This window comes from Gordonia sp. DT219 (assembly GCF_049847065.1).
Taxonomy (GTDB): Bacteria; Actinomycetota; Actinomycetes; order Mycobacteriales; family Mycobacteriaceae; genus Gordonia.
Genome location: NZ_JBNCNR010000011.1, coordinates 54,842 through 73,725, shown reverse-complemented (window position 1 = coordinate 73,725; position 18,884 = coordinate 54,842). Strand labels below are relative to the sequence as shown.

Here is an 18,884-nt window from a genome sequence, read left to right as displayed (position 1 = left end):
CGAGGCGAACTCACTGTCCGCCGTTGAGCACCAATTGCATCAATTTGGTCGGCGCAACACACGGGTCCTGCGCGGCCCCGCCGCCCACCGGCTCCACCCAGAACGTGTAGATGCCGCGACTGGGTGCGCGCGTCGTCACCCCGCAGACTCCGGGCCGACGGGCCTGGGTCTGGGTGAATGCAGCCTGACTTGCGATCTTGATGTTCTCGGTATCGTAGCCGAGCCGTTTGGCGGTGTCCTTCTCGACGTTGACACTGCCCCACTCGAACCAGTTGAAGGTGACGTACGCGGCGACCGGCCCGTCGACGTACCAGCGGCAGTTCGCGCCGAAGAAGATGGCCTCCGCACTTGTCCCGCCGACCGCCTTGGCCACCTGGTCGGTCCGCAGGATCTGGCATTCCAGCGTGAGCTCATCGTATTGATCGGTGTCGACATTGCCGGACCCGCTGCCCTGGGAGTCGGCCTGCTGCACCGACAATGGCTGGCCGTCGACCGACCGCGAACACGCGGCGGCAAGGGTGACGACGAGCATCACCATCACCACTATCAGCGTCCGCCGCCGTGCCGATGAGCGCGTATGGCGCGCGCCGGCGGTCATTTCGCCCGCTCGATCGACAGAGTCGAGAGCTGGCGCGCGGCATTGCAGATGGCGCCGGGATCGCTCGGCGGGGTACCTGCGGGCGGGCTACCGGGGGGCGGGGAGCCTGCTGATGGCGTACCGGCGCTCACCGACCATTCGAAGAAGTCGGCACCGAACTCGATCCCGATCTCGCAGATACCCTCATCGGAGGCGATGAATCCCTTGTGCCCGTTGAGATCGATGTCTTCGATCGATGCGCGCGAGAGTTGTTCGGTGCCGCGTTCCCGTCCGATCGGCGAGCCCCGATACCAGTTGAACGATGCGACCGCCCCGGTGCGGCTGGGGCCCGTACTCCACTCGCACACCGACGGATTGTCGACAGCGAGCTTCAGGGCGCCGAAGTTGGTGATCCGCGAGACCTCGTCGGTGCTCACGCCGCCGCACTCCCCGAAGAAGGGACCGGCGCCCGCCGGTCCCGGAGCCTCCGGGGTATGACGGGCGGCCGGGGTCTGGTCATCGGAATTCGATGAGCACGCCGTCGCCCCCACGATGACGACCGACAGAATCGCGGCCAGCGCGAGAAGGGCTGTGCCGCCGCGGAATTTCTCGAGGTCGCGGCGCTCACGCTTGGTGGGTCGGCCGGCGCCGCGATCGCGCCGGGGCACACCGGCGACGAGTTCCCGCGGGGGTGGGGGCGGGCTGTGGTCGATGTAGCACTCTGCCGCGGCCGGCGCGGACACGCGTTTGCTGATCACCTTGGTGACCTCGACGACGCGTTCGTGGCCCGCGAGCCGGACCTGCACCCGATCGCCGACCGCCACCTGTTGGGCGGGCTTGGCACTGGTGTCGTTGACGCGCACGTGGCCGCCGCGGCAGGCGGCACCGGCCGCCGATCGGGTCTTGGTGAGGCGGACCGCCCAGATCCAGCTGTCGACGCGAGTGGACGCCACGGTCAGCGAACCTCTCGGGGACTGCAGTGATCCTGCCGGGGGTACTGATCCTGCCGGGGGCGGGGCGACATCGGCATACCTACTTCTGCCGCGTCAGCGCGTAGTAGCCACCGCCGATCGCGGCGATCGCGAAAATGATGGCCAGCCATTCGATCCCGAACACCCAGAGCAGAACGAAGATCGCGATACCCGGCGAGACGGCGACAAGGCTCATCACCGGATGCTGCCGCACCACCTGACTGACGGCTTTGCTCTTGTTCGGATCAATGGCCATGACGGCGGGCTCCTTGTCGGCGAGTTGCCTCACCCACTGTATCGAACTGCTGCGACGCCACCACCAAGGCGAAGAACCCTGCCCGTCAGCCGGCCGTGGCGACCGTCCGGGTATTACCTGTCGTGACCTCATCCGAGCCACCGGCAGAACCGTCGCCCGGCGTGGGCGCCGGAGATGACGGAGCGGATGCCGTCGACGTCGGTTGCGCTGGGTGCGGTGTCGAGGCCGGCGGTGTCGAGGACTGCGGTGTCGAGGACTGCGGTGTCGAGGACTGCAGGACCGTGTCCGCGACGCGCGACGACCGCATCACCGCGGTGGCCGGGGCGGTGGCACTGCCCGGCGTGATCGGCGCGAGTCCGAACGGCAGTGCGCTCTTGGGAACCGTGACGGCCGGGGCGAGCTTCGACGTGTCGAGCGCGCCGCCGGAGATGTGCGGCAGCGCCAGGCCGTTGGGGCGGTCGGCGCCGTTGATATGGGCCGTCGGGAAGATCGTGATCGTCGACCCGAGCCAGTCGATCGTGATCGGCGCCGACAGACCGTAGTCGCTCGTCAGCGCGAGGATCGAATCGCCGCCGAGCGAAAGCCGGGCGACGTCCTTGCTGAGGGTGAAACCCTGCCCGTGGAGGAGCTTCCCCAGTGCGGTCGTCAGCACTGTCGCCGGGTCGAACACGACGGCAGTGGGGTCGGTCAGCGCGAGTTGCAGCTGCGGAATGCGCTGCAGCTGATCGAGTTTGACGTCGAAGGTACCCAGGACGTTCGCACACGCGCCGACGTTCTCGGCATACGCCGCGGCAAGCGCGCCATAACAGTTCACCTGAGTGATCGCCGGTATCGCCCCAACGCGGCTGGTGAACAGCTTGACCGGGATCTCACTCGTCGTCCACGCATCGGCCATCCCGATGACCGCGAACGCATACGCCGTCCGGCCGTCGCTCGCGCCGGCCGTGGCGAGGCTCAGCGGGAGATAAGAGATCGCGGTCGCCTGCCCACCACCCGAGGCGAGGGCGAACTGGAAGCCGTCGCCGATGACCTTCGCCGCGCCTACGGGGAGCGGGGCGTTCGGTAGCGCCGGAACGAGTTCGATAGCGGTCGGAAGCACCACGGCCACACCGACTCCCGTCGATCCGGTGCAGTCGGCACCGCCGTCGTGCGGTCCGCCGTCGGAGTCGGCGGCACAGATATCCAGCCGCCACTGCTTGGCGAGGTCTTGCGAGAGCTTGTTGTTCGCCAGCGCGGCGATCACGTCGCCGACGCTGCCGGTGGGGCTCGGCACCGCCACCGCCTGCGCCTGCCCCTCCCCCATCGTCATGCCGAGACCGATCGCGAGGACCGACAGCAGCGCGACGGCGGCCGTCCCGAAACGCATGCGCCGCCGTGGGTGTTCGTGACGCATCGACGCAATGGCCATCTGCCGACCTCTCTCACCTGAACAAAAACTGAGAGGAGTCAACCACGAATAACCGTCGGCGTGCACGGAATGCGCGGTCACGTCACGCCGACGATCCCATCGACTCCACGGATTGGTGAATCCGTTGTGCCGCAGTGGCCGTGCCGACCCCGACGGGCACCGCACCGACCGCCTCGGACAACCCCCGCGGCGACATGCCGCTGGCGATCGTCTCGTGTTCGCCGATGACATAGGTCTCATGCCAGATGCCAACCGCGTTCGTATCGGCGAAACGCTTGGTGAAGCGCCGCCACGCCGGGAGATGCGGAGCCGCGCCGTCGGCGGCGAAGCGTCGGACATCCTCGGCCGAACGCCAGTAGGACACCACCATGATCGACGAACCGAGGTACAACCTGGCCGACAGCAGCCCGGTCTCCGCATTCGCCTTGAGATACCAGAGCATTCGCGGCATGGCGAGGAAGACCGACAGCCACGCGCGCGGATGCCGGAGTCGCGGCAGGGTCATCCCGATGAGGAATAGTGCCGTCCCGTCGGGCGGGGGCTGGTTGGTGAAACGACGCGCTTCGGACTCGACCATCATCAGCTCCCTTGTTGTGCAACATCATGGTTTTGTAACACTGTTATGAAACGATGTTATGGAACGATGGGAGACATGGCAAGACCTCGGATCCACGATGCCGATCTCCGCGAACGCCTCATCGACGTCGCCATCGAGATCGTGGGGTCCAAAGGCCTCGGCGCACTGTCGGTCCGCACCGCCGCGCAGGGCGCCTCGACGTCGACCACGGCGGTGTACTCGCTCTTCGGAAGCAAGGACGAGTTGACCCGCGCGGTTCTCGTCCGCGCCTTCCGGCGGTTCAGCACCGCCCAGCGTGCCGCCCTCGACGCGCGCACCGGCGAGCCCCTCATGGATCTCGGCGTCGCCTATGTCGGCTGGGCGCTGGCGAACCCGCGTCTGTACGAGCTCATGTTCGTCCTGACCGCCGTCGGCATCGAACCGAGTCCAGAGACCAGCGCCGCCGGCGTCGAGGCCTTCACCCCACTACATGACGCGGTGTGCCAGGCCATCGAGTCGGGCACCTTTCGCCGCGCCGACCCGATGACGGTCGCGGCATCGTTGTGGTCACAGGTCCACGGCGCGGCCTTGCTGCTGCTCGCCGGCCTCTTCCCCGAAAGCGCCGACCCCGCGCTCGCGATCGGCGCCATCGTCGACGGGTGGCGCGCCGCGCCCCGCTGAGATCGATACGGACACAGCAGTGCCCCGGAATTCGATGGCGAACCACGGCAACAGGTTCGTTGATGTCCGGACACCTCGTATCACCAGCCGGGATAGGGTCAGACGCATGGCAGGTCACCGCATGCGTTTTGACCCGATCGCCGAGGCCAAGGCGAACTGGACCGCCGCCGGATGGGGCGACGTCTCCGATGGGATGGTCGCGGTCACATCCGTGATGCGCGCCCACCAGATCCTGCTGGCGCGTGTCGAGAGCGCCTTGCGGCCCTACGATCTGACGTTCTCGCGGTTCGAATTGCTTCGGCTGCTGGCCTTCTCGCGACAGGGCGCGCTCCCCATCACCAAGGCCAGCGATCGCCTACAGGTCCACGTCACCAGCGTCACGCACGCGATCCGGCGACTCGACGAAGCGGGACTCGTGCGGCGGCTCCCCCACCCCACCGATGGCCGCACCACCTTGGTGGAGATCACCGAACTCGGCCGCACCACCGTCGAGGACGCGACCGCCACTCTCAATCGCGAGGTGTTCGCCGACGTCGGGATGGACGGCGACGAGATCGGCGGTCTCGTCGGCGCAATCCAGTCACTGCGCCACCACGCCGGGGACTTCTGAGCCTGGTCTGGTCGCCTTCCAACCGATCAGTATGACGTTTCCCCCGGAATCCGGGGGAAACGTCATACTGATCACGCTGATCTCGCGGACGACGAGCGCAGGGCGGCCGCGATCTCCGCGGCGACCTGGTCGGGTCGGTCGACGAGGTCGGCCCACGTGTAATTGAGGACATGCCAGCCATTGCGCATCAGCGCGTTGCGTTTGGTGCGATCCCGCTGAAAGGCGGCGGCGTCGCGATGATAGGCGAAGCCGTCGATCTCCACCGCGACCTTCCGGTCGGGAAATGCGAAGTCGATCACGTACCCGCAGGCCGGCAGGTTCGCCACCCAGCCGGAAATCCCTGCCGCACGCAAGATTCGCACGGTGAGCCGCTCGGCTTCCGAACGGGCACCGTCGCCGATGAGCCTCAGGTAGGCCGATGCCTTGCCTGCGCCATGTCGCTTCGGGTAGCGGGTGTGAACGTCGGCGAGGGTCTCCGGCGTCACGCGCCCCGACAGCAATGCCGAGTCCATGAAGGACAGCCCCAGAACGAGTGACGCTTCGAGCACGGTGAGATCCGCCGCCGTCGTCCGAAGTCCGTCACGCACGACGACGTCCTCGTCATCGAGTTCGCGATAGCGGCTCACCGCAGTCGCCGACGATCGGCGGGCACGGCCCCGGGTCTGAGTGAATACCAGGTGTTTTCGCGGTTCCTCGGAGCACAGGCCGAGCCACCACGCTGCCGCCGCGCCACCCAGAACCGCATTCTTGTGCACCGAGAGCACCGCGATCCGCGCCTGTGCCCGAGCGCCCCTGGGGTGGCCGGCGACGAGGTGGACGCCGTGTGCCACCTCGGTCCATGCGCCCGACGCCATGCGTCGCGCGATGGCCGACTCGCTGACGCCGCAGTCGAGCGCTTCCCTGGTGGTGAACACGCCGTCACGACGCACCGACAACTCGTGTATGTCCATGGCGATTGGACGCGAGCCGAGCGTGTCCGGTTCCATCGTCGGCAGCGTGATCAGTATGACGTTTCCCCCGGATTCCGGGGGAAACGTCATACTGATCGGACGGCTCAGCGCAGGGTGTCGATGATCGCCGAGAAGTCGAGGTCCGAATGCTGCTCGGCGAACGCCCGATACAGTTGCGCGGCATGGGTTCCCAGCGGGGCGCGGGCACCCGTGTCGGCGACGGCGTCCATCGCCAGGCCGAGGTCCTTGTTCATCAGCGCCGTCGCGAAACCGGGCCGGAAATCGTTGTTGGCCGGCGACGTCGGCGCGGGTCCCGGTACCGGACAGTTGCTCTCGATGGCCCAGCAGTTGCCGGTCGCGCCGGTCACCACGTCGTAGAGCGCCTGATCGGACAGTCCGAGTCTCTGGGCCAGGACGAACGCCTCACCCACCGCGATCTGCTGCACGGCCAGCAACATGTTGTTGCACACCTTGGCCGCCTGCCCGGCGCCGGGCTCGCCGCAGTGGATGATCTTGCCCGCCATCGGGTCCAGCGTGGTCCGAGCCGCACTGAACGCGTCCTCGCTGCCGCCGACCATGAAGGCCAGGGTGCCTGCGGTCGCGCCCTTGACCCCTCCCGACACCGGGGCATCGACCTGCGCGAAACCCTCGGCGGAGGCCTGCTCGTGGACCTCACGCGCGTCGGCCACCGAGATCGTCGACGAGTCGATCAACAGCGCACCGGTCGCCGTGGCCGGCAGGATCTCCTCGTAGACCTTCTTGACGATGGCCCCGCTCGGCAGCATCGTGATCACCACCTGCGCCACCGAGACGGCCTCGACCGCTGTCGGGAAGGTCTCGATCCCGTTGCGCCGGGCTACTTCCGCCGCTTCCGGCACCGGGTCGAAACCATGCACCGTGTGCCCGGCCCCTACCAGGTTCACGGCCATCGGGCCGCCCATGTTGCCCAGTCCCAGAAAGGCGATCGTCGTCATTGTCACATCTCCTCAGGTGCAGACTCGCTGCGTGTCAATTCTGTCGGTACCGGCCGGCGATGGAACGACCCACCACGACGCGCATGATCTCGTTGGTCCCTTCCAGGATGCGGTGCACGCGGAGATCCCGGACGATTTTCTCGATTCCGTACTCGGCCAGATAGCCGTAGCCGCCGTGCAACTGCAATGCCTGATCGGCGACGGTGAAACAGGCATCGGTGACATGGCGTTTCGCCATCGCGCACTGCTCGACCTTGTCCGGGCTCCCGGCGTCGAGAGCGGCGGCCGCATGCCACAACATCAGCCGTGAACTCTGCAGCGAGGTCGCCATGTCGGCGAGGGTGAACCGGATGGTCGGCTCGTCGAGCAGTACCGATCCGAATGCCTTTCGCGACGCCACGTAGCTCGCCGCCTTGTCGAAGGCGGCCTGTGCGCCGCCCAGTGACGACGCCGCGATGTTCAGCCGGCCGCCGTTGAGTCCGTTCATCGCGATGCCGAAACCGATCCCCTCCTGCCCGCTGAGGAGGTTGCCCGCGGGTACCCGTACCCCGTCGAGGACGACCTGCGCCGTCGGCTGCGCATGCCAGCCCATCTTGTGTTCCTGGGCACCGAAACCCATTCCCGGCGTGCCCTTCTCGACGAGGAACGTCGAGATACCCTTGGGCCCGGGGGCGCCGGTGCGCGCCATCACGACGTACAGATCCGAGGTCCCGGCGCCGGAGATGAACTGCTTGACGCCGGTGAGTACATAATCGTCACCGACGCGCTCGGCACGTGTGGTCAGCGCCGCGGCGTCCGATCCCGCACCGGGCTCGGTGAGGCAGTAACTGGCCACCGTGTCCATACTCGCCAGCCGCGGCACCCAGTGCGCGCGTTGCTCGGTGGTGCCGTACTCGTCGACCATCCACGTACACATGTTGTGGATCGACAGGAACGCCGCGACCGCCGGGTCCGCGTAGGCGAGTTGCTGAAAGATGCGCACCCCGTCCAGCCGGCGCAACCCGCTGCCGCCGACGTCCTCGGCACAGTAGATCGCCCCCATGCCCAGCCGCGCCGCCTCACGCAGCTCCGTCACCGGAAAGTGATGCGCCGCATCCCATTCGAGCGCGTGTGGCGCAAGTCGTTTCGCAGCGAAGTCGGCCGCGGTCTCGACGATCACCCGTTCGTCGGCGTCAAGACCGGAATCCACGAAGGTCGTCATCGACGCTCAGTCCATCGTCGGGATGACGAATTCGGCGCGGCCGTCATACTCGGCGCCCGCCGAATCCTTGATTCCCGACGGCCAGCGTGTGGTGACGGTCTTGGTCTTGGTGTAGAACTCGATCGACGCCGGGCCGTGCTGGTTGAGGTCGCCGAATCCCGAGCGCTTCCAGCCGCCAAAAGTGTAGTAGGCCACCGGAACCGGGATCGGTACGTTGACGCCGACCATGCCGACCTCGACGCGCGCGGTGAAATCGCGGGCCGCGTCGCCGTCGCGGGTGAAGATCGCGACCCCGTTACCGTACTGGTGCTCCGAGGCCAGCGCCAGTGCCTCCTCGTAGTCGCCGGCACGCACGACGGCGAGCACCGGACCGAAGATCTCGTCGGTGTAGATCGACATGTCCTTGGTGACGTGGTCGAACAGGGTCGGTCCGAGGAAGAAGCCGTTCGACAGGTCATCGTCGCCGAAGGTCTGTTCGTCGCTGGTGCGTTCGCGACCGTCGACGACGAGTTCGGCACCCTCCTCGATGCCCTTGCCGATGTAGTGGCGGACCCGCTCGAGTGCGGCCGCGCTCACCAGCGGCCCGTAATCGGCCTTCGGGTCCAGGGAATGCCCGACCCGCAGGGCGTTCACCTTGTCGACGAGCTTGGCGCGCAACCGTTCTGCGGTCTGCTCCCCGACCGGCACCGCCACACTGATCGCCATACAACGTTCACCGGCGCTGCCGTATCCGGCGCCGATCAACGCGTCGACGGCCTGGTCGAGATCGGCGTCGGGCATGATGATCATGTGGTTCTTCGCTCCACCGAAGCACTGCGAGCGTTTGCCGTTGGCGGCGGCGGTCGAGTAGATGTACTCGGCGATGTCGGAGCTGCCGACAAAACCCAGGGCCTTGACGTCGGGATGGGTCAGCAGCGCGTCGACCGCCTCCTTGTCGCCGTGGACCACCTGAAAGACTCCGTCGGGAAGTCCTGCCTCACTGAACAATTCGGCCAGCCGCACCGGCACCGACGGGTCCCGCTCGCTGGGTTTGAGGATGAACGCGTTGCCGCAGGCCAATGCCGGACCGGCCTTCCACAGCGGGATCATCGCGGGGAAGTTGAACGGCGTGATGCCCGCGACCACACCGAGCGGCTGCCGGATCGAGTGCACATCGATCCCCGACCCCGCACCTTCGGTGAATCCGCCCTTGATCAGATGCGGGATGCCGATGGCGAATTCGATGACTTCGATACCGCGCTGGATGTCGCCGAGCGCGTCGGCGTGGGTCTTGCCGTGCTCGAGCGACAGCGTGGTCGCGATCTCGTCGGCGTGCTGGTTGACCAGGTCGACAAAGCGCATGAGCACCCGGGCGCGTCGCTGCGGATTCCACGCGGCCCATTCCTTCTGCGCCGCCGTGGCCGTGGCGACCGCCGTGGCGACGTCGTCGGCGCTCGCCAACGGAACCTGCGCGACGACGGCACCGGTACTCGGGTTGAAGACGTCGGCGAAGCGGCCGCCCTCGGCGGTCACCTTTGCGCCGTCGAGGTAGTGCGGGATGGACGGGGTAGAGGTCGGGCTGGCCACGCGATCACCTGGACTTCGGCTCGGGGGTGCGGAACATTTCCAATACTAGGATATCCTAGTAATTGCGCAAGGCCCGGATTCCGACAGGCAGTGCCCCGCGTCATAGCCCTCGATGACCAGCGCGAGTTAGGCTAGCCTTGCATCCCTTGCGAAGGAGGCTTCCATGTCCGTCGTCATCCTCTACGGCACCGAAACCGGCACGAGTGAGCTGGTCGCCGACGCCATAGCCGACGTCCTGGCAGCCGATGTCTTGGCAGCCGACGTTCGGGCCACCGACGTTCTGGTCACCGCCCACGATCCGGCGATCTACGACATGAGCGAGTTCGCGGTGGCAGACCTCGACCCCGCGGACTTCTTGGTGGTCGTCTGCTCGACGTCGGGTTCGGGCGATCTGCCGATGGGCGCCGAGCCATTCGCCGACGAACTCGAGGCGCTCGCCCCCGATCTGTCCGGCCTGCGTTTCGCGGTGTTCGGCCTCGGCGACATGGTCTACGGCGAGACGTTCAATCTCGGTGGCGAGCTGATGGCCGAGAAGCTCGTCGCGCGCGGCGCGACCCAGGTGGGCGAGCACGCCCGCCACGACAACTCGTCGGGGATCAGGCCGAGCGTGATGGCCGCGCAGTGGGCCCGGAATCTGATCCCGGTGATCGATCCGGCAAACGTCTGACCTGATCACCGTCGAAGTCACTGCCGGGTCCGGGCGCCTGGGCGGGCAACGTGCCGCAGCGCACGGCCGCCTCCTTCGCGAGCTCCACGACCGAACGGATCATGACGGCGAGGACGACACCGAGGAACAGCGCCGTCGTCGTCGACACCTTGAGGTTCTCGCCGAGCAGCACCACGCCCAACGCCATCGCGACGGCGGGCTCCATCACGTTCATCGCCGGAAACGACGTCTGCAGATCGCCTGCGCCGAAGCCCCTCTGCTGGACCACCACCGCCCCCGTCGCCACCACCACGAACAGGTAGAGCTCTGGGTGGACGAACAGATGCGCCGGATGGTTGATCAGCTGATAGACGATGGTCTTGATGAGCAGCGCCGATACCCCGAACAATGTGCCGGCGGCGAGCCCGTAGAACAACGCCCGATAGTGCGGTGTCGACCGCTCGGCGCAGATCACGCACGCCACGATCACGCCGATGACCGCCGCGACGGTCGCCCAGACGACCAGGTCGTGGGGCCGCCGCACCGAGGGCTCGGGACGCGCGATGAGCAGGAACGTCGCCACGCAGACCACGAGCACCGCGCCCCACGCCCACTCCCGACGCGCCGGGTGCCGCCGGTCGGCCCACGCCTCGAGCGGTAAGGCGAACAGCACCGCGAGGACGACGAGGGGTTGCACCAGCAGGATCGATCCGAGTCCGAGCGCCGCGGCCTGCAGCGCGAAACCCACCACGGCGATCGACGCCCCGACCCACCAGCCACGAGTGATCGCACCCGAGGCCCGGGACGCGCGCTGCCGCTGCACGGTTCCGCCGGCGATCAACAGCGCCGCGAGAACCGCGAGGAGCGCGGGAACCCAGGAATGCACGTGCCCAGGCTACGGTGTGGCTACCCGCCCGGCGAGGTATACACGTCGTAGGTTGGAACCATGCGGTTGCGACCAGACCTCGAAATCCTCGCGACGCTCGATGTGACCACGATCGAAGCCGTGTGTACCGACGCCTCCCTCATCACACATGTGATCTCCGAGTGCCTCGATGAGGCAGCCGAACTCGACGACCTCGCAGAGCACGCCGACGGCGACGGCGGCGGCGACGGGGACGATGGGGACGAGCACTCCGAACTCGCCTGTTTCTACCGGCAGGAGGCCGCGGCCTGGCGGGCGACGGCCCAGGTCCTGGCCGCGGCACAGCGGCCCCGGACCTCGGCCCGCGCCGGCGTGGCATGAGCGACGGTTCACCGGCCCGCACGCTGATCCTGATGCGGCACGGTAAGTCCGGATATCCGTCCGGTACCGGAGATCATGAACGCCCACTCGCCGACCGCGGGCGCCGCGAGGCCGCCCTCGCCGGCCGGTGGATGGCCGACGAGGGACTGCCCGTCGACGCCGCGCTGTGCTCGACGGCCACCCGTACCCGCGAAACCCTCGAACGCACCGGGTTCTCCGCGCCGGCCGTCTACCTCGACGACATCTACGGCGGCAGCGCCTTCGACGTCCTCGAATCGATCCGCATCCACGCCCCCGCCGACGCGCGATGCCTGTTGATCGTCGGCCACGAACCGGGGATGCCGGCCACCGCACTGACCCTTGACCCGGACGGCGAGATCGAGCGCTTCCCGACATCGGCGTACGCGATCGTGCGGGTCGGCGCGCCGTGGCGGGACATCGGCCTCGAGTACGACCCCGACGCGCACATCGTCGGTCTCCGGGTCCCGCGGCCGCCGTCATCGGGTGACCGTCCCGACCACTGACTCCGGTGGTCGGGACACCGATGGGTAAGATCCCAAGAGTCCATTTCGTCTAGGGTTCGCAGGAGAGTAGATGCGGCGCAGTGTCGCCGAGCGGCGCCGGCTTACGATCGAGGCCACTCTGCGGGTCATCGCGACCGAAGGGGTCGAGAGCGCCACCACGCGGCGTATCGCCGAGGAGGCAGGCGTCCCGCAATCGGGTTTGTTCTACGCGTTCGACAGTCGCGACGCGCTGCTCGCGGCGGCCGCCGAATACGGCATCAACGAGGAGCTCGACGCACTCACCGAGCGGGTGCGTTCACTCGAGGAACTGTCGAGTACCTCGTCGCTCGATCCGGCCGAGGTACTCCGCGCCGGTTTCGAGACATTTGCCGGAGACGTCGTCGGCAATGCCACGCGCGAGCACGCACTCATCTCGCTGGGGCTGTTCGCCCGCCGGACGCCGGGCCTGGAATCGCTGGCCCGGTATCTGTATTCGCGCTACACCGAACTGGTCGTCCGCATGCTGCGCGAGGGTGCCCGGCTGGGCGGGTTCCGTTGGACGGTGCCCGAAGAGGAGCTGGCGCCGGCCGTCGTCGCAGTGTCCGACGGGCTCACCCTCGGTTATGTGATGACGGGCGACACCGTGTCGGTGGAGCGCACGACCGATGCGTTCGTGCGCATGTTGCTCACCTATGTCGTCAATTGACCGACCTCACCCGACTGACGTCAACTGACCGAGCAGCGGCGACACCGGCGAGACCGGCACGCACGGGACCGGCCGCGGGTGTGCGGGGTCGAGGGCATTGAGCACCAGCGCCGCGGACCGCGGGTTCGCCACGATCGACAGATGGTCGGAGTGGTCGGCCGGGCAGCCGTCCTGCACAACGATGTTGGTGACGCTTGTACTCGTGCCTGCCGGGCCGGCCAGGATGCCGACGTCGTACGGGGTGACGATCTCGTCGTGGCGGGTGACGATGTTCGTGTAGCGGACGCCGGGCAGATAGGGCGTGGGCTGGCGCACTGCCTGGTTGAAGTCGAGATCCGTTGGCGCCGGCCGGCATTCGGGGCAGGCCGGGCGAGTGGGCGCCGGTATGCCCAGGCGCGCACGGAATGCCGCAATGGTCTCACCGCGCACATCGTCGTCGTCGGGCCCTTGGCGCCAGTACGGTGCCAGCGACACGTAGTGGGCGACGTGACCGCGACCGCCGAGGTATTTCATCCAGTACGTCGGGATCTCGGTGCCCAGGGAATGCCCGACGATGTCGACCTGCTCGCTGCCGGTCGCCTGCCGCACCCGGTCGATGAATTCCTTGAGCTGCCAAGCACTGTCGGGTTTGGGCCCGAGGCCACCGAGCGCCGACACCGGCCAGACCGTGCCCAGCGCTCCGTAGGTCGGGGCGAATACGCAGTAGCCCGCATTGGCCAGGACCGGCGCCAGGGTGGCCCAATTCGTCTGTCTGCCACCACCACTGCCGTGGACGAGGATCACCGGCCGCGGATGCGCCGCCGATCCTCGGCACGAATAGTCGTTGGTGCCGGGCAACGATCCGCCGGGGTGGGCGAGTTCGGCAGAGATTCCGGCCAGGAAGTCGTAGCGTACCGGCAGCGGCGGGCTGGATGATGCCGCCGGTGCCGCGGGTGCCGTCCCGGCGTTGCACCACAACGCGCCCGCGACCGTGAGCACCATGGCGAACACCATGGTCGCGGTGCGTAACCCAGAGCGCGCAAAGTGAGTCCGGCGGCGGTGATGACGTTCGAGCGGCACATCTCACGGTAACGCGTGAGCGGCACGGGTGAACAGGGTCAGACGAGGTCGAGGCGCACGCCGAGCAGTCGGATCGGCCGGCCCTGCTCGAACTTCTGCAGCAATTCGTCGACGACGGGCGTGATGATCGCGGCGTCGGTGGTCGGCGCCGGCAGCTTGCGCGACTTGGTGCGGGTGTAGAAGGTGGTGGTCCGCACGGTGACCGCCACCCGAAACGCCACGCGTCCTTCCGCGACCACCTGGGTGAGAAGTTCGTCGGTGAGTGCCGCGGCCGCCGCACTGATGTCGTCCATCGCGGTGAGGTCGGCGGCGAAGGTCCGCGACTTCGAGTGGGATTTGGCCACGAATGGTTCGGCGGTGATGGTGGCATCGCCCCCGCCACGACACAGGACGTATAGCCAATTACCTTGATGCGGACCGAATCTCGCGATGAGGTCGTCGCGGGGCGTGGCGATGAGATCGTTGACGGTGGCGATCCCCATCTCGGCGAGTTTGTCTGCGGTCCGCGGTCCGACGCTCCACAGGTCGCGCGTCGGAGCATCGCCCATGAGCGCGAGCCAGTTACGGTCGTCGAGCAGGAACACCCCGCCCGCCGACTCGTCGCGTTTGGCAAATCCGGTGGCCATCTTCGCGCGTTGCTTGTTGTCGCTGATGCCGACCCGGCACGACAGCCCGCTGCGCTCGAACACCTGCGCCCGCAGGCCCTTCGCGACGTCGGTGATCTGGCTGTCGGACCCGGTCGCCACCCCCGCGTAGGCCTCGTCCCATCCCCATACCTCGATCGGATGGCCCGACTCCCGCAAGGTTTCCATGACCTGCGCAGAGGCCACATCGTAGGCCGCCATGTCGAGTGGCAGGTACACCGCGTCGGGCATCTTGCGATACGCCGCGCGCAGCGGCATCCCGGCTCGCACGCCCACTGCCCGGGCCTCATAGGACGCACACGTGACCACCTTGCGCGCCTCGGCGGGATCGCCGTTGCCACCGACGATCACCGGCACCCCGGTGAGCTCCGGGCTGCGCAGTCGCTCCACCGCGACCTGAAATTGGTCGAGATCGATATGGAGAAGCCACCGATAGCGTTGCGTCCTCGGCGCGCTCACATCGGTCACGATACCGCCGGCGCAGCGCCCGCGGTCAGCTCTCGCTCAGACCGAACCCGCCAGACTCAGCCCGGCCTGATCGCAGGCCAGCGCAAGGGAATGGCGGTTGTAGCGCAGCAGCGTCAGATCCGAGGTGCCCTCGGCCAGCCGCAAATCGCCGGTGGCGGGCAGGCGTTTCTCGTCGGGTACCGAGAAGAACGACGCCGCCTTGCTGACGGTGATCTCCAACCAGGACCGCTGCGAGCTCGAGAATGCCGGGACCAGTTGGGCGAGAACTTGTTTCATCATGGCACGGTCACGATGCAGGGGTGGCGGTACCAGATTCAACGAACGCGAGGCGGTGGCGACGTCCGTGGGATCACTCAACGTGTGCGCGGCAACCAGCAGAAAGGCAAGTCGCACCAGGTCACTGCGGACGGGATGGCCGGACCTGCTCGCATCCGAGAGCAGAAACCCCTGTGCCCGCACCGGGAGTGCGCCGGCCACACCGCGCAGCGAGGCGCCGGCCTCGCCGTCCCCGGCGCACTCGCGCAGCATGTCCGCGAGAACATCACTGGTACGCAGATGACGTGCGATCGACGAATGCACCGCAGCGGTGGCCGACTCATCCAGTGGCGCGAGGCCGAACTCGTCCCCGGGCGCCGCGTCGGACGGGTCCGAGTGTGGGTGAGCAGCGCGCAACAGCATTCGCAGCGCGGGCAAGACGATCACTTCCTCGACGTCGAACGCTTCCAGGATCGCCGTTCCACCGAGAAACCTTCGACTAGTACGTGTTTCGCATTCCGCATAATCAAACATGCTCGTGCCCCCCACCGTTTCGGGTTGTGATCCGACGAGATCCCCCATCGTCGGGTTACCCAAGAGTATTTTCGGTACTGAGGAGTAACTTAGACCACATCGCGCGAGCTGTCCAGGCGAAGTCACCCACGTTCTCCGAAATCCTCGTCGATGAAAGCCGCACTGGGCGAACGATATTCAGGCTGACGAAGTTCGACTGGGCGAGAGTGCATGACGACGCGCGCCGTCACCGAGGGCCCCGCCCGATCTCTGGTGACGCACGACACAGATATTGTCGGGAACCAATCACCGGTCGGACGCGACCTCTGTTCCCGAATGCACCGGAACCGTTGACACGCACCGGGGTCTCGACCCTCTGATTGCCCGCCAGCCGAAAGCAGGACTTCACACGTGGTGACCACACAGCCCGCCGGCGTCCCTCCTCGGCCGACGGCCCGCACAGACCCGTCGTCTGCGCCCACCAGCACGGGCGGCGCGGCGGACCGCTGGCGACCGTTCCTGCTGCGGTGGCACTTTTACGCCGGCATCCTGATCGGCCCGTTTCTGCTGGTCGCGGCGATCACCGGCACGCTCTACGCGCTGATCCCGCAGCTCGACCGTGCCGTGTATGCCCACGAACTGACCGTCGACCACGTCGGCACCGCCGAACTCCCGATGTCCGAGCAGGTCGCCGCGGCCCGCCGGGCCCACCCGGAGGGCACGATCACGTCGGTCACGCCGGCCCCACGTGCCGGGGAGACGACGCGGGTGCTCCTCTCCGCGGCCGACGTGCCCGCCGGTCGCAGCCGGACCGTATTCGTCGACCCGTACACCGGCGACGTCCGCGGCGCGCTCAACACCTCGGGTGAATGGCTGCCGGTACGCGCATGGTTCGACGACCTGCATCGCAATCTGCACCTCGGCGACGTCGGCCGGAACTACAGCGAGATCGGCGCGAGCTGGCTCTGGGTGGTGGCCCTCGGCGGCCTGGCGCTGTGGATCGGGCACCGCCGACGCACCCACAAACTGCGCCGCCTGCTGACCCCCGACCGCAACGCGCCGCGCCGGGGCCGCACCCTGAGCTGGCACGGAGCCGTCGGGGTCTGGATCATCATCGGCCTGATCGGGTTGTCGGCGTCGGGTCTGAGCTGGTCGCGGTATGCCGGTGGCCACATCGGTGATCTGCGCAGCGACATGTCGTGGACGGAGCGGTCGGTGTCGACGACAGCGCCCAGCACACTGCCGACAGCGCCCTCCGTGCCGCCCTCCTCATCGCCGACGGCGCCCACGATCGGCAACAACGACTTCACCCGCGTGTACGAGACCGCCCAACGGGCCGGACTGGTCGCTCCGATGAACATCACGCCGCCGACCGAGCGGGGATCGGCGTGGACGGTCGCGGAGAATGCGCGCGGCTACCCGAGCCACTACGACTCCATCGCCGTCGACCCGACGACCTTCGCCGTCACCGACCGCGTCGACTTCGCGCAGTGGCCGCTCATGGCGAAGCTGACCAAGTGGGCCATCAGCGCGCACATGGGTCTGTTCGGCATCATCAACCAGATCGCGCTGGTGCTGTTGGGTATCGGACTCGTCAGCGTCATCGTGCGCGGCTACCTGATGTGGTGGCGCCGTCGGCCCACCAGGGACGACCGCCACCTGCCGCGCGCCCCGCGGCGAGGCGCATTGGGCAGCCTGCGCCCGGCCGAGGCGGTGGGCGTGGTGGTCGTCGCCGCGATTCTCGGCTGGTTCCTGCCCTGGTTCGGAATCCCGTTGGCGCTGTTCGTGCTCGTCGACACCGCCCGCGGCATGATCGCGGTACGCAGGCAGCCGGCCGCCCCCGAAGCCGCGGGCACCGAGGTTGGTCGATGATCGACGACATCGTCCTGCGGTGGGTGGTCACCGTGCTCTTCGCGCTGGCCGCCGCACAGTGCGTCTATCTGATCGTCGTCCGCCCGATGCCTTGGCAGGCCATCGTCGGGCACGTCCTGCATCTGGTGATGTCGGTGGCGATGGCGGTGATGGCGTGGCCGTTCAGTGCGGACTGGCCGACCGTCGGACCGATGGTGTTCTTCATCGCGGCGGCGGTGTGGTTCCTGCTCACCCTGGCATTGCGCCAGTCCCTGCGCCCGGCCGACGACTGCGGTTGTGTGCCGCCGACGACGACGGGGTGGGGTCGGCTCGCCGCGGTCTATCACGCCGCGATGATGGGCGCGATGGCCTGGATGTATGCGTTGATGAACGGCAGCCTGCTGCCGGGAAGCGATGCCCCGCAAGCGCTCTCGCTCGCCATCGGGCCGACGTCGACGACGGTGCTGGCCCACGACCACTCGGATATGGGCGACATGCCGGGGATGCCGGGGATGGACATGCCCGGCATGGACATGCATCACCACACCGCACAGCCCGCCTACGTGGCACCGATCAACTGGGTCCTCGCCATCGGCTTCGCGATCGCCGCCTTCGTCTGGCTCTATCTGTACTTCGTTCGGCGTCGCGCCGCCGGCGCGTCGTCGGCGGACCTGATGACCTTCGCCGGCGACCTGTGCCAGGTCTTCATGGCCGTCGGTATGGCCATCATGTTCGGCGTCATGGTGAGCTGAACCGGACCGGAGTTGTCCGCAATACCTGGGAGTCTGGGCCCATTCGAGCGATACGAGCCCGGATGCGGACACCGAACCGAGAGGCTGGACACCATGGACTGGACACTGGAAGTCGCATTTCTGCCCGTCACCGACGTCGACCGCGCCAAGGAGTTCTACACGCGCGTCGGCTTCCACCCCGACCACGATCAGTCCCCGTCGGACGACGTCCGCTTCGTGCAGATGACGCCACCGGGATCGAGATGCTCGATCGCATTCGGCAAAGGCCTCATCGAGGGCACCCCACCCAGCGCAGGCACGCTGATGCTGTGCGTCTCCGACATCGAGGCCGCCCACCGGCAGCTGCAGGACGCCGGCATCGACGTCTCCGACATCGACATCCAGCCGTGGGGTCACTTCGTCTACTTCGACGATCCCGACGGCAACCACTGGAATGTCCAGTACCTGCCGTACCGCCACGAACAGTAGCACCAGGCTCCTACGACAACGGC

At 67.5% G+C, this 18,884-nt stretch carries 22 protein-coding genes; 9 read left to right on the top strand and 13 right to left on the bottom strand.

Annotated elements, in window-relative coordinates:
- Positions 1–10 precede the first annotated feature (10 nt).
- From ACPXB3_RS14355 to ACPXB3_RS14335, 5 genes are all read right to left on the bottom strand, one after another.
- Positions 11–538, bottom strand: coding sequence for a DUF3558 domain-containing protein (locus ACPXB3_RS14355; protein ID WP_425705000.1), 528 nt, complete (start codon positions 536–538; stop codon positions 11–13).
- 56 nt (positions 539–594) lie between these two features.
- On the bottom strand, positions 595–1,530 hold the full coding sequence (locus tag ACPXB3_RS14350) for a DUF3558 family protein (protein WP_425704879.1): 936 nt from the start codon (positions 1,528–1,530) through the stop codon (positions 595–597).
- 79 nt (positions 1,531–1,609) lie between these two features.
- Complete coding sequence (locus ACPXB3_RS14345; RefSeq protein ID WP_425704880.1) at positions 1,610–1,804, bottom strand: hypothetical protein; 195 nt, start codon at positions 1,802–1,804, stop codon at positions 1,610–1,612.
- Positions 1,805–1,889: 85 nt separating this feature from the next.
- On the bottom strand, positions 1,890–3,212 hold the full coding sequence (locus ACPXB3_RS14340) for a hypothetical protein (protein ID WP_425728029.1): 1,323 nt from the start codon (positions 3,210–3,212) through the stop codon (positions 1,890–1,892).
- Positions 3,213–3,294: 82 nt separating this feature from the next.
- Positions 3,295–3,789, bottom strand: a complete 495-nt coding sequence (locus ACPXB3_RS14335; RefSeq protein ID WP_425728027.1) for a DUF4188 domain-containing protein — start codon at positions 3,787–3,789, stop codon at positions 3,295–3,297.
- A gap of 75 nt (positions 3,790–3,864) precedes the next feature.
- Here ACPXB3_RS14335 and ACPXB3_RS14330 point away from each other — a divergent pair, with 75 nt between their 5' ends.
- Together ACPXB3_RS14330 and ACPXB3_RS14325 are read left to right on the top strand one after the other, a co-directional pair.
- Positions 3,865–4,449: a TetR/AcrR family transcriptional regulator gene (locus ACPXB3_RS14330; RefSeq protein WP_425728025.1), complete on the top strand. Its 585-nt coding sequence runs from the start codon at positions 3,865–3,867 to the stop codon at positions 4,447–4,449.
- 106 nt (positions 4,450–4,555) lie between these two features.
- A complete protein-coding gene (locus ACPXB3_RS14325) occupies positions 4,556–5,059 on the top strand; it encodes a MarR family transcriptional regulator (RefSeq protein ID WP_425704884.1) in 504 nt (167 codons plus the stop codon).
- Positions 5,060–5,130: 71 nt separating this feature from the next.
- On the opposite strand, the gene ACPXB3_RS14320 is transcribed toward ACPXB3_RS14325, so the two are convergent.
- From ACPXB3_RS14320 to ACPXB3_RS14305, 4 genes are all read right to left on the bottom strand, one after another.
- Complete coding sequence (locus ACPXB3_RS14320; RefSeq protein WP_425728139.1) at positions 5,131–6,009, bottom strand: type IV toxin-antitoxin system AbiEi family antitoxin domain-containing protein; 879 nt, start codon at positions 6,007–6,009, stop codon at positions 5,131–5,133.
- A gap of 104 nt (positions 6,010–6,113) precedes the next feature.
- Complete coding sequence (mmsB, locus tag ACPXB3_RS14315) at positions 6,114–6,983, bottom strand: 3-hydroxyisobutyrate dehydrogenase (RefSeq protein WP_425728023.1); 870 nt, start codon at positions 6,981–6,983, stop codon at positions 6,114–6,116.
- A 34-nt stretch (positions 6,984–7,017) separates the two neighbouring features.
- On the bottom strand, positions 7,018–8,184 hold the full coding sequence (locus ACPXB3_RS14310) for an acyl-CoA dehydrogenase family protein (RefSeq protein WP_425728021.1): 1,167 nt from the start codon (positions 8,182–8,184) through the stop codon (positions 7,018–7,020).
- A gap of 6 nt (positions 8,185–8,190) precedes the next feature.
- Positions 8,191–9,750 (bottom strand): CoA-acylating methylmalonate-semialdehyde dehydrogenase, encoded by a 1,560-nt coding sequence (locus tag ACPXB3_RS14305; RefSeq protein WP_425704887.1) that lies wholly within the window; start codon positions 9,748–9,750, stop codon positions 8,191–8,193.
- Between the two features lie 163 nt (positions 9,751–9,913).
- Here ACPXB3_RS14305 and ACPXB3_RS14300 point away from each other — a divergent pair, with 163 nt between their 5' ends.
- Positions 9,914–10,417, top strand: coding sequence for a flavodoxin domain-containing protein (locus ACPXB3_RS14300; protein WP_425704888.1), 504 nt, complete (start codon positions 9,914–9,916; stop codon positions 10,415–10,417).
- Here the strand turns inward: ACPXB3_RS14300 and ACPXB3_RS14295 are convergent.
- On the bottom strand, positions 10,347–11,282 hold the full coding sequence (locus ACPXB3_RS14295; protein ID WP_425704889.1) for a DMT family transporter: 936 nt from the start codon (positions 11,280–11,282) through the stop codon (positions 10,347–10,349). The two genes, ACPXB3_RS14300 and ACPXB3_RS14295, sit on opposite strands and share 71 nt — an antisense overlap.
- Before the next feature lie 60 nt (positions 11,283–11,342).
- Here ACPXB3_RS14295 and ACPXB3_RS14290 point away from each other — a divergent pair, with 60 nt between their 5' ends.
- The 3 genes from ACPXB3_RS14290 to ACPXB3_RS14280 all read left to right on the top strand — a co-directional run bounded on the left by ACPXB3_RS14290 (position 11,343) and on the right by ACPXB3_RS14280 (position 12,851).
- Positions 11,343–11,642 carry a hypothetical protein gene (locus ACPXB3_RS14290; protein WP_425704890.1) on the top strand — a complete coding sequence of 100 codons (300 nt, stop codon included), beginning with the start codon at positions 11,343–11,345 and terminating at the stop codon, positions 11,640–11,642.
- Positions 11,639–12,166 carry a SixA phosphatase family protein gene (locus tag ACPXB3_RS14285; protein ID WP_425728019.1) on the top strand — a complete coding sequence of 176 codons (528 nt, stop codon included), beginning with the start codon at positions 11,639–11,641 and terminating at the stop codon, positions 12,164–12,166. Before ACPXB3_RS14290 ends, ACPXB3_RS14285 begins: the two co-directional genes overlap by 4 nt.
- A 70-nt stretch (positions 12,167–12,236) precedes the next feature.
- Positions 12,237–12,851, top strand: a complete 615-nt coding sequence (locus ACPXB3_RS14280; RefSeq protein WP_425704892.1) for a TetR/AcrR family transcriptional regulator — start codon at positions 12,237–12,239, stop codon at positions 12,849–12,851.
- 6 nt (positions 12,852–12,857) lie between these two features.
- Here ACPXB3_RS14280 and ACPXB3_RS14275 read toward each other — a convergent pair whose 3' ends face one another.
- The 3 genes from ACPXB3_RS14275 to ACPXB3_RS14265 form a co-directional block, all read right to left on the bottom strand.
- Entirely contained in the window at positions 12,858–13,844 is a 987-nt protein-coding gene (locus ACPXB3_RS14275; protein ID WP_425728017.1) for an esterase/lipase family protein, read from the bottom strand.
- A gap of 104 nt (positions 13,845–13,948) precedes the next feature.
- Entirely contained in the window at positions 13,949–15,013 is a 1,065-nt protein-coding gene (locus tag ACPXB3_RS14270) for a DNA polymerase IV (RefSeq protein WP_425728016.1), read from the bottom strand.
- A gap of 45 nt (positions 15,014–15,058) precedes the next feature.
- A complete protein-coding gene (locus ACPXB3_RS14265) occupies positions 15,059–15,811 on the bottom strand; it encodes a hypothetical protein (protein WP_425728014.1) in 753 nt (250 codons plus the stop codon).
- Between the two features lie 390 nt (positions 15,812–16,201).
- Between ACPXB3_RS14265 and ACPXB3_RS14260 the strand changes: the two genes are divergently transcribed.
- The 3 genes from ACPXB3_RS14260 (at position 16,202) to ACPXB3_RS14250 (ending at position 18,861) form a co-directional block, all read left to right on the top strand.
- On the top strand, positions 16,202–17,662 hold the full coding sequence (locus tag ACPXB3_RS14260; protein ID WP_425728012.1) for a PepSY-associated TM helix domain-containing protein: 1,461 nt from the start codon (positions 16,202–16,204) through the stop codon (positions 17,660–17,662).
- Positions 17,659–18,393: a DUF5134 domain-containing protein gene (locus ACPXB3_RS14255; protein ID WP_425728010.1), complete on the top strand. Its 735-nt coding sequence runs from the start codon at positions 17,659–17,661 to the stop codon at positions 18,391–18,393. Before ACPXB3_RS14260 ends, ACPXB3_RS14255 begins: the two co-directional genes overlap by 4 nt.
- Positions 18,394–18,486: 93 nt before the next feature.
- Positions 18,487–18,861 carry a VOC family protein gene (locus ACPXB3_RS14250; RefSeq protein WP_425704898.1) on the top strand — a complete coding sequence of 125 codons (375 nt, stop codon included), beginning with the start codon at positions 18,487–18,489 and terminating at the stop codon, positions 18,859–18,861.
- Positions 18,862–18,884: the final 23 nt, after the last annotated feature.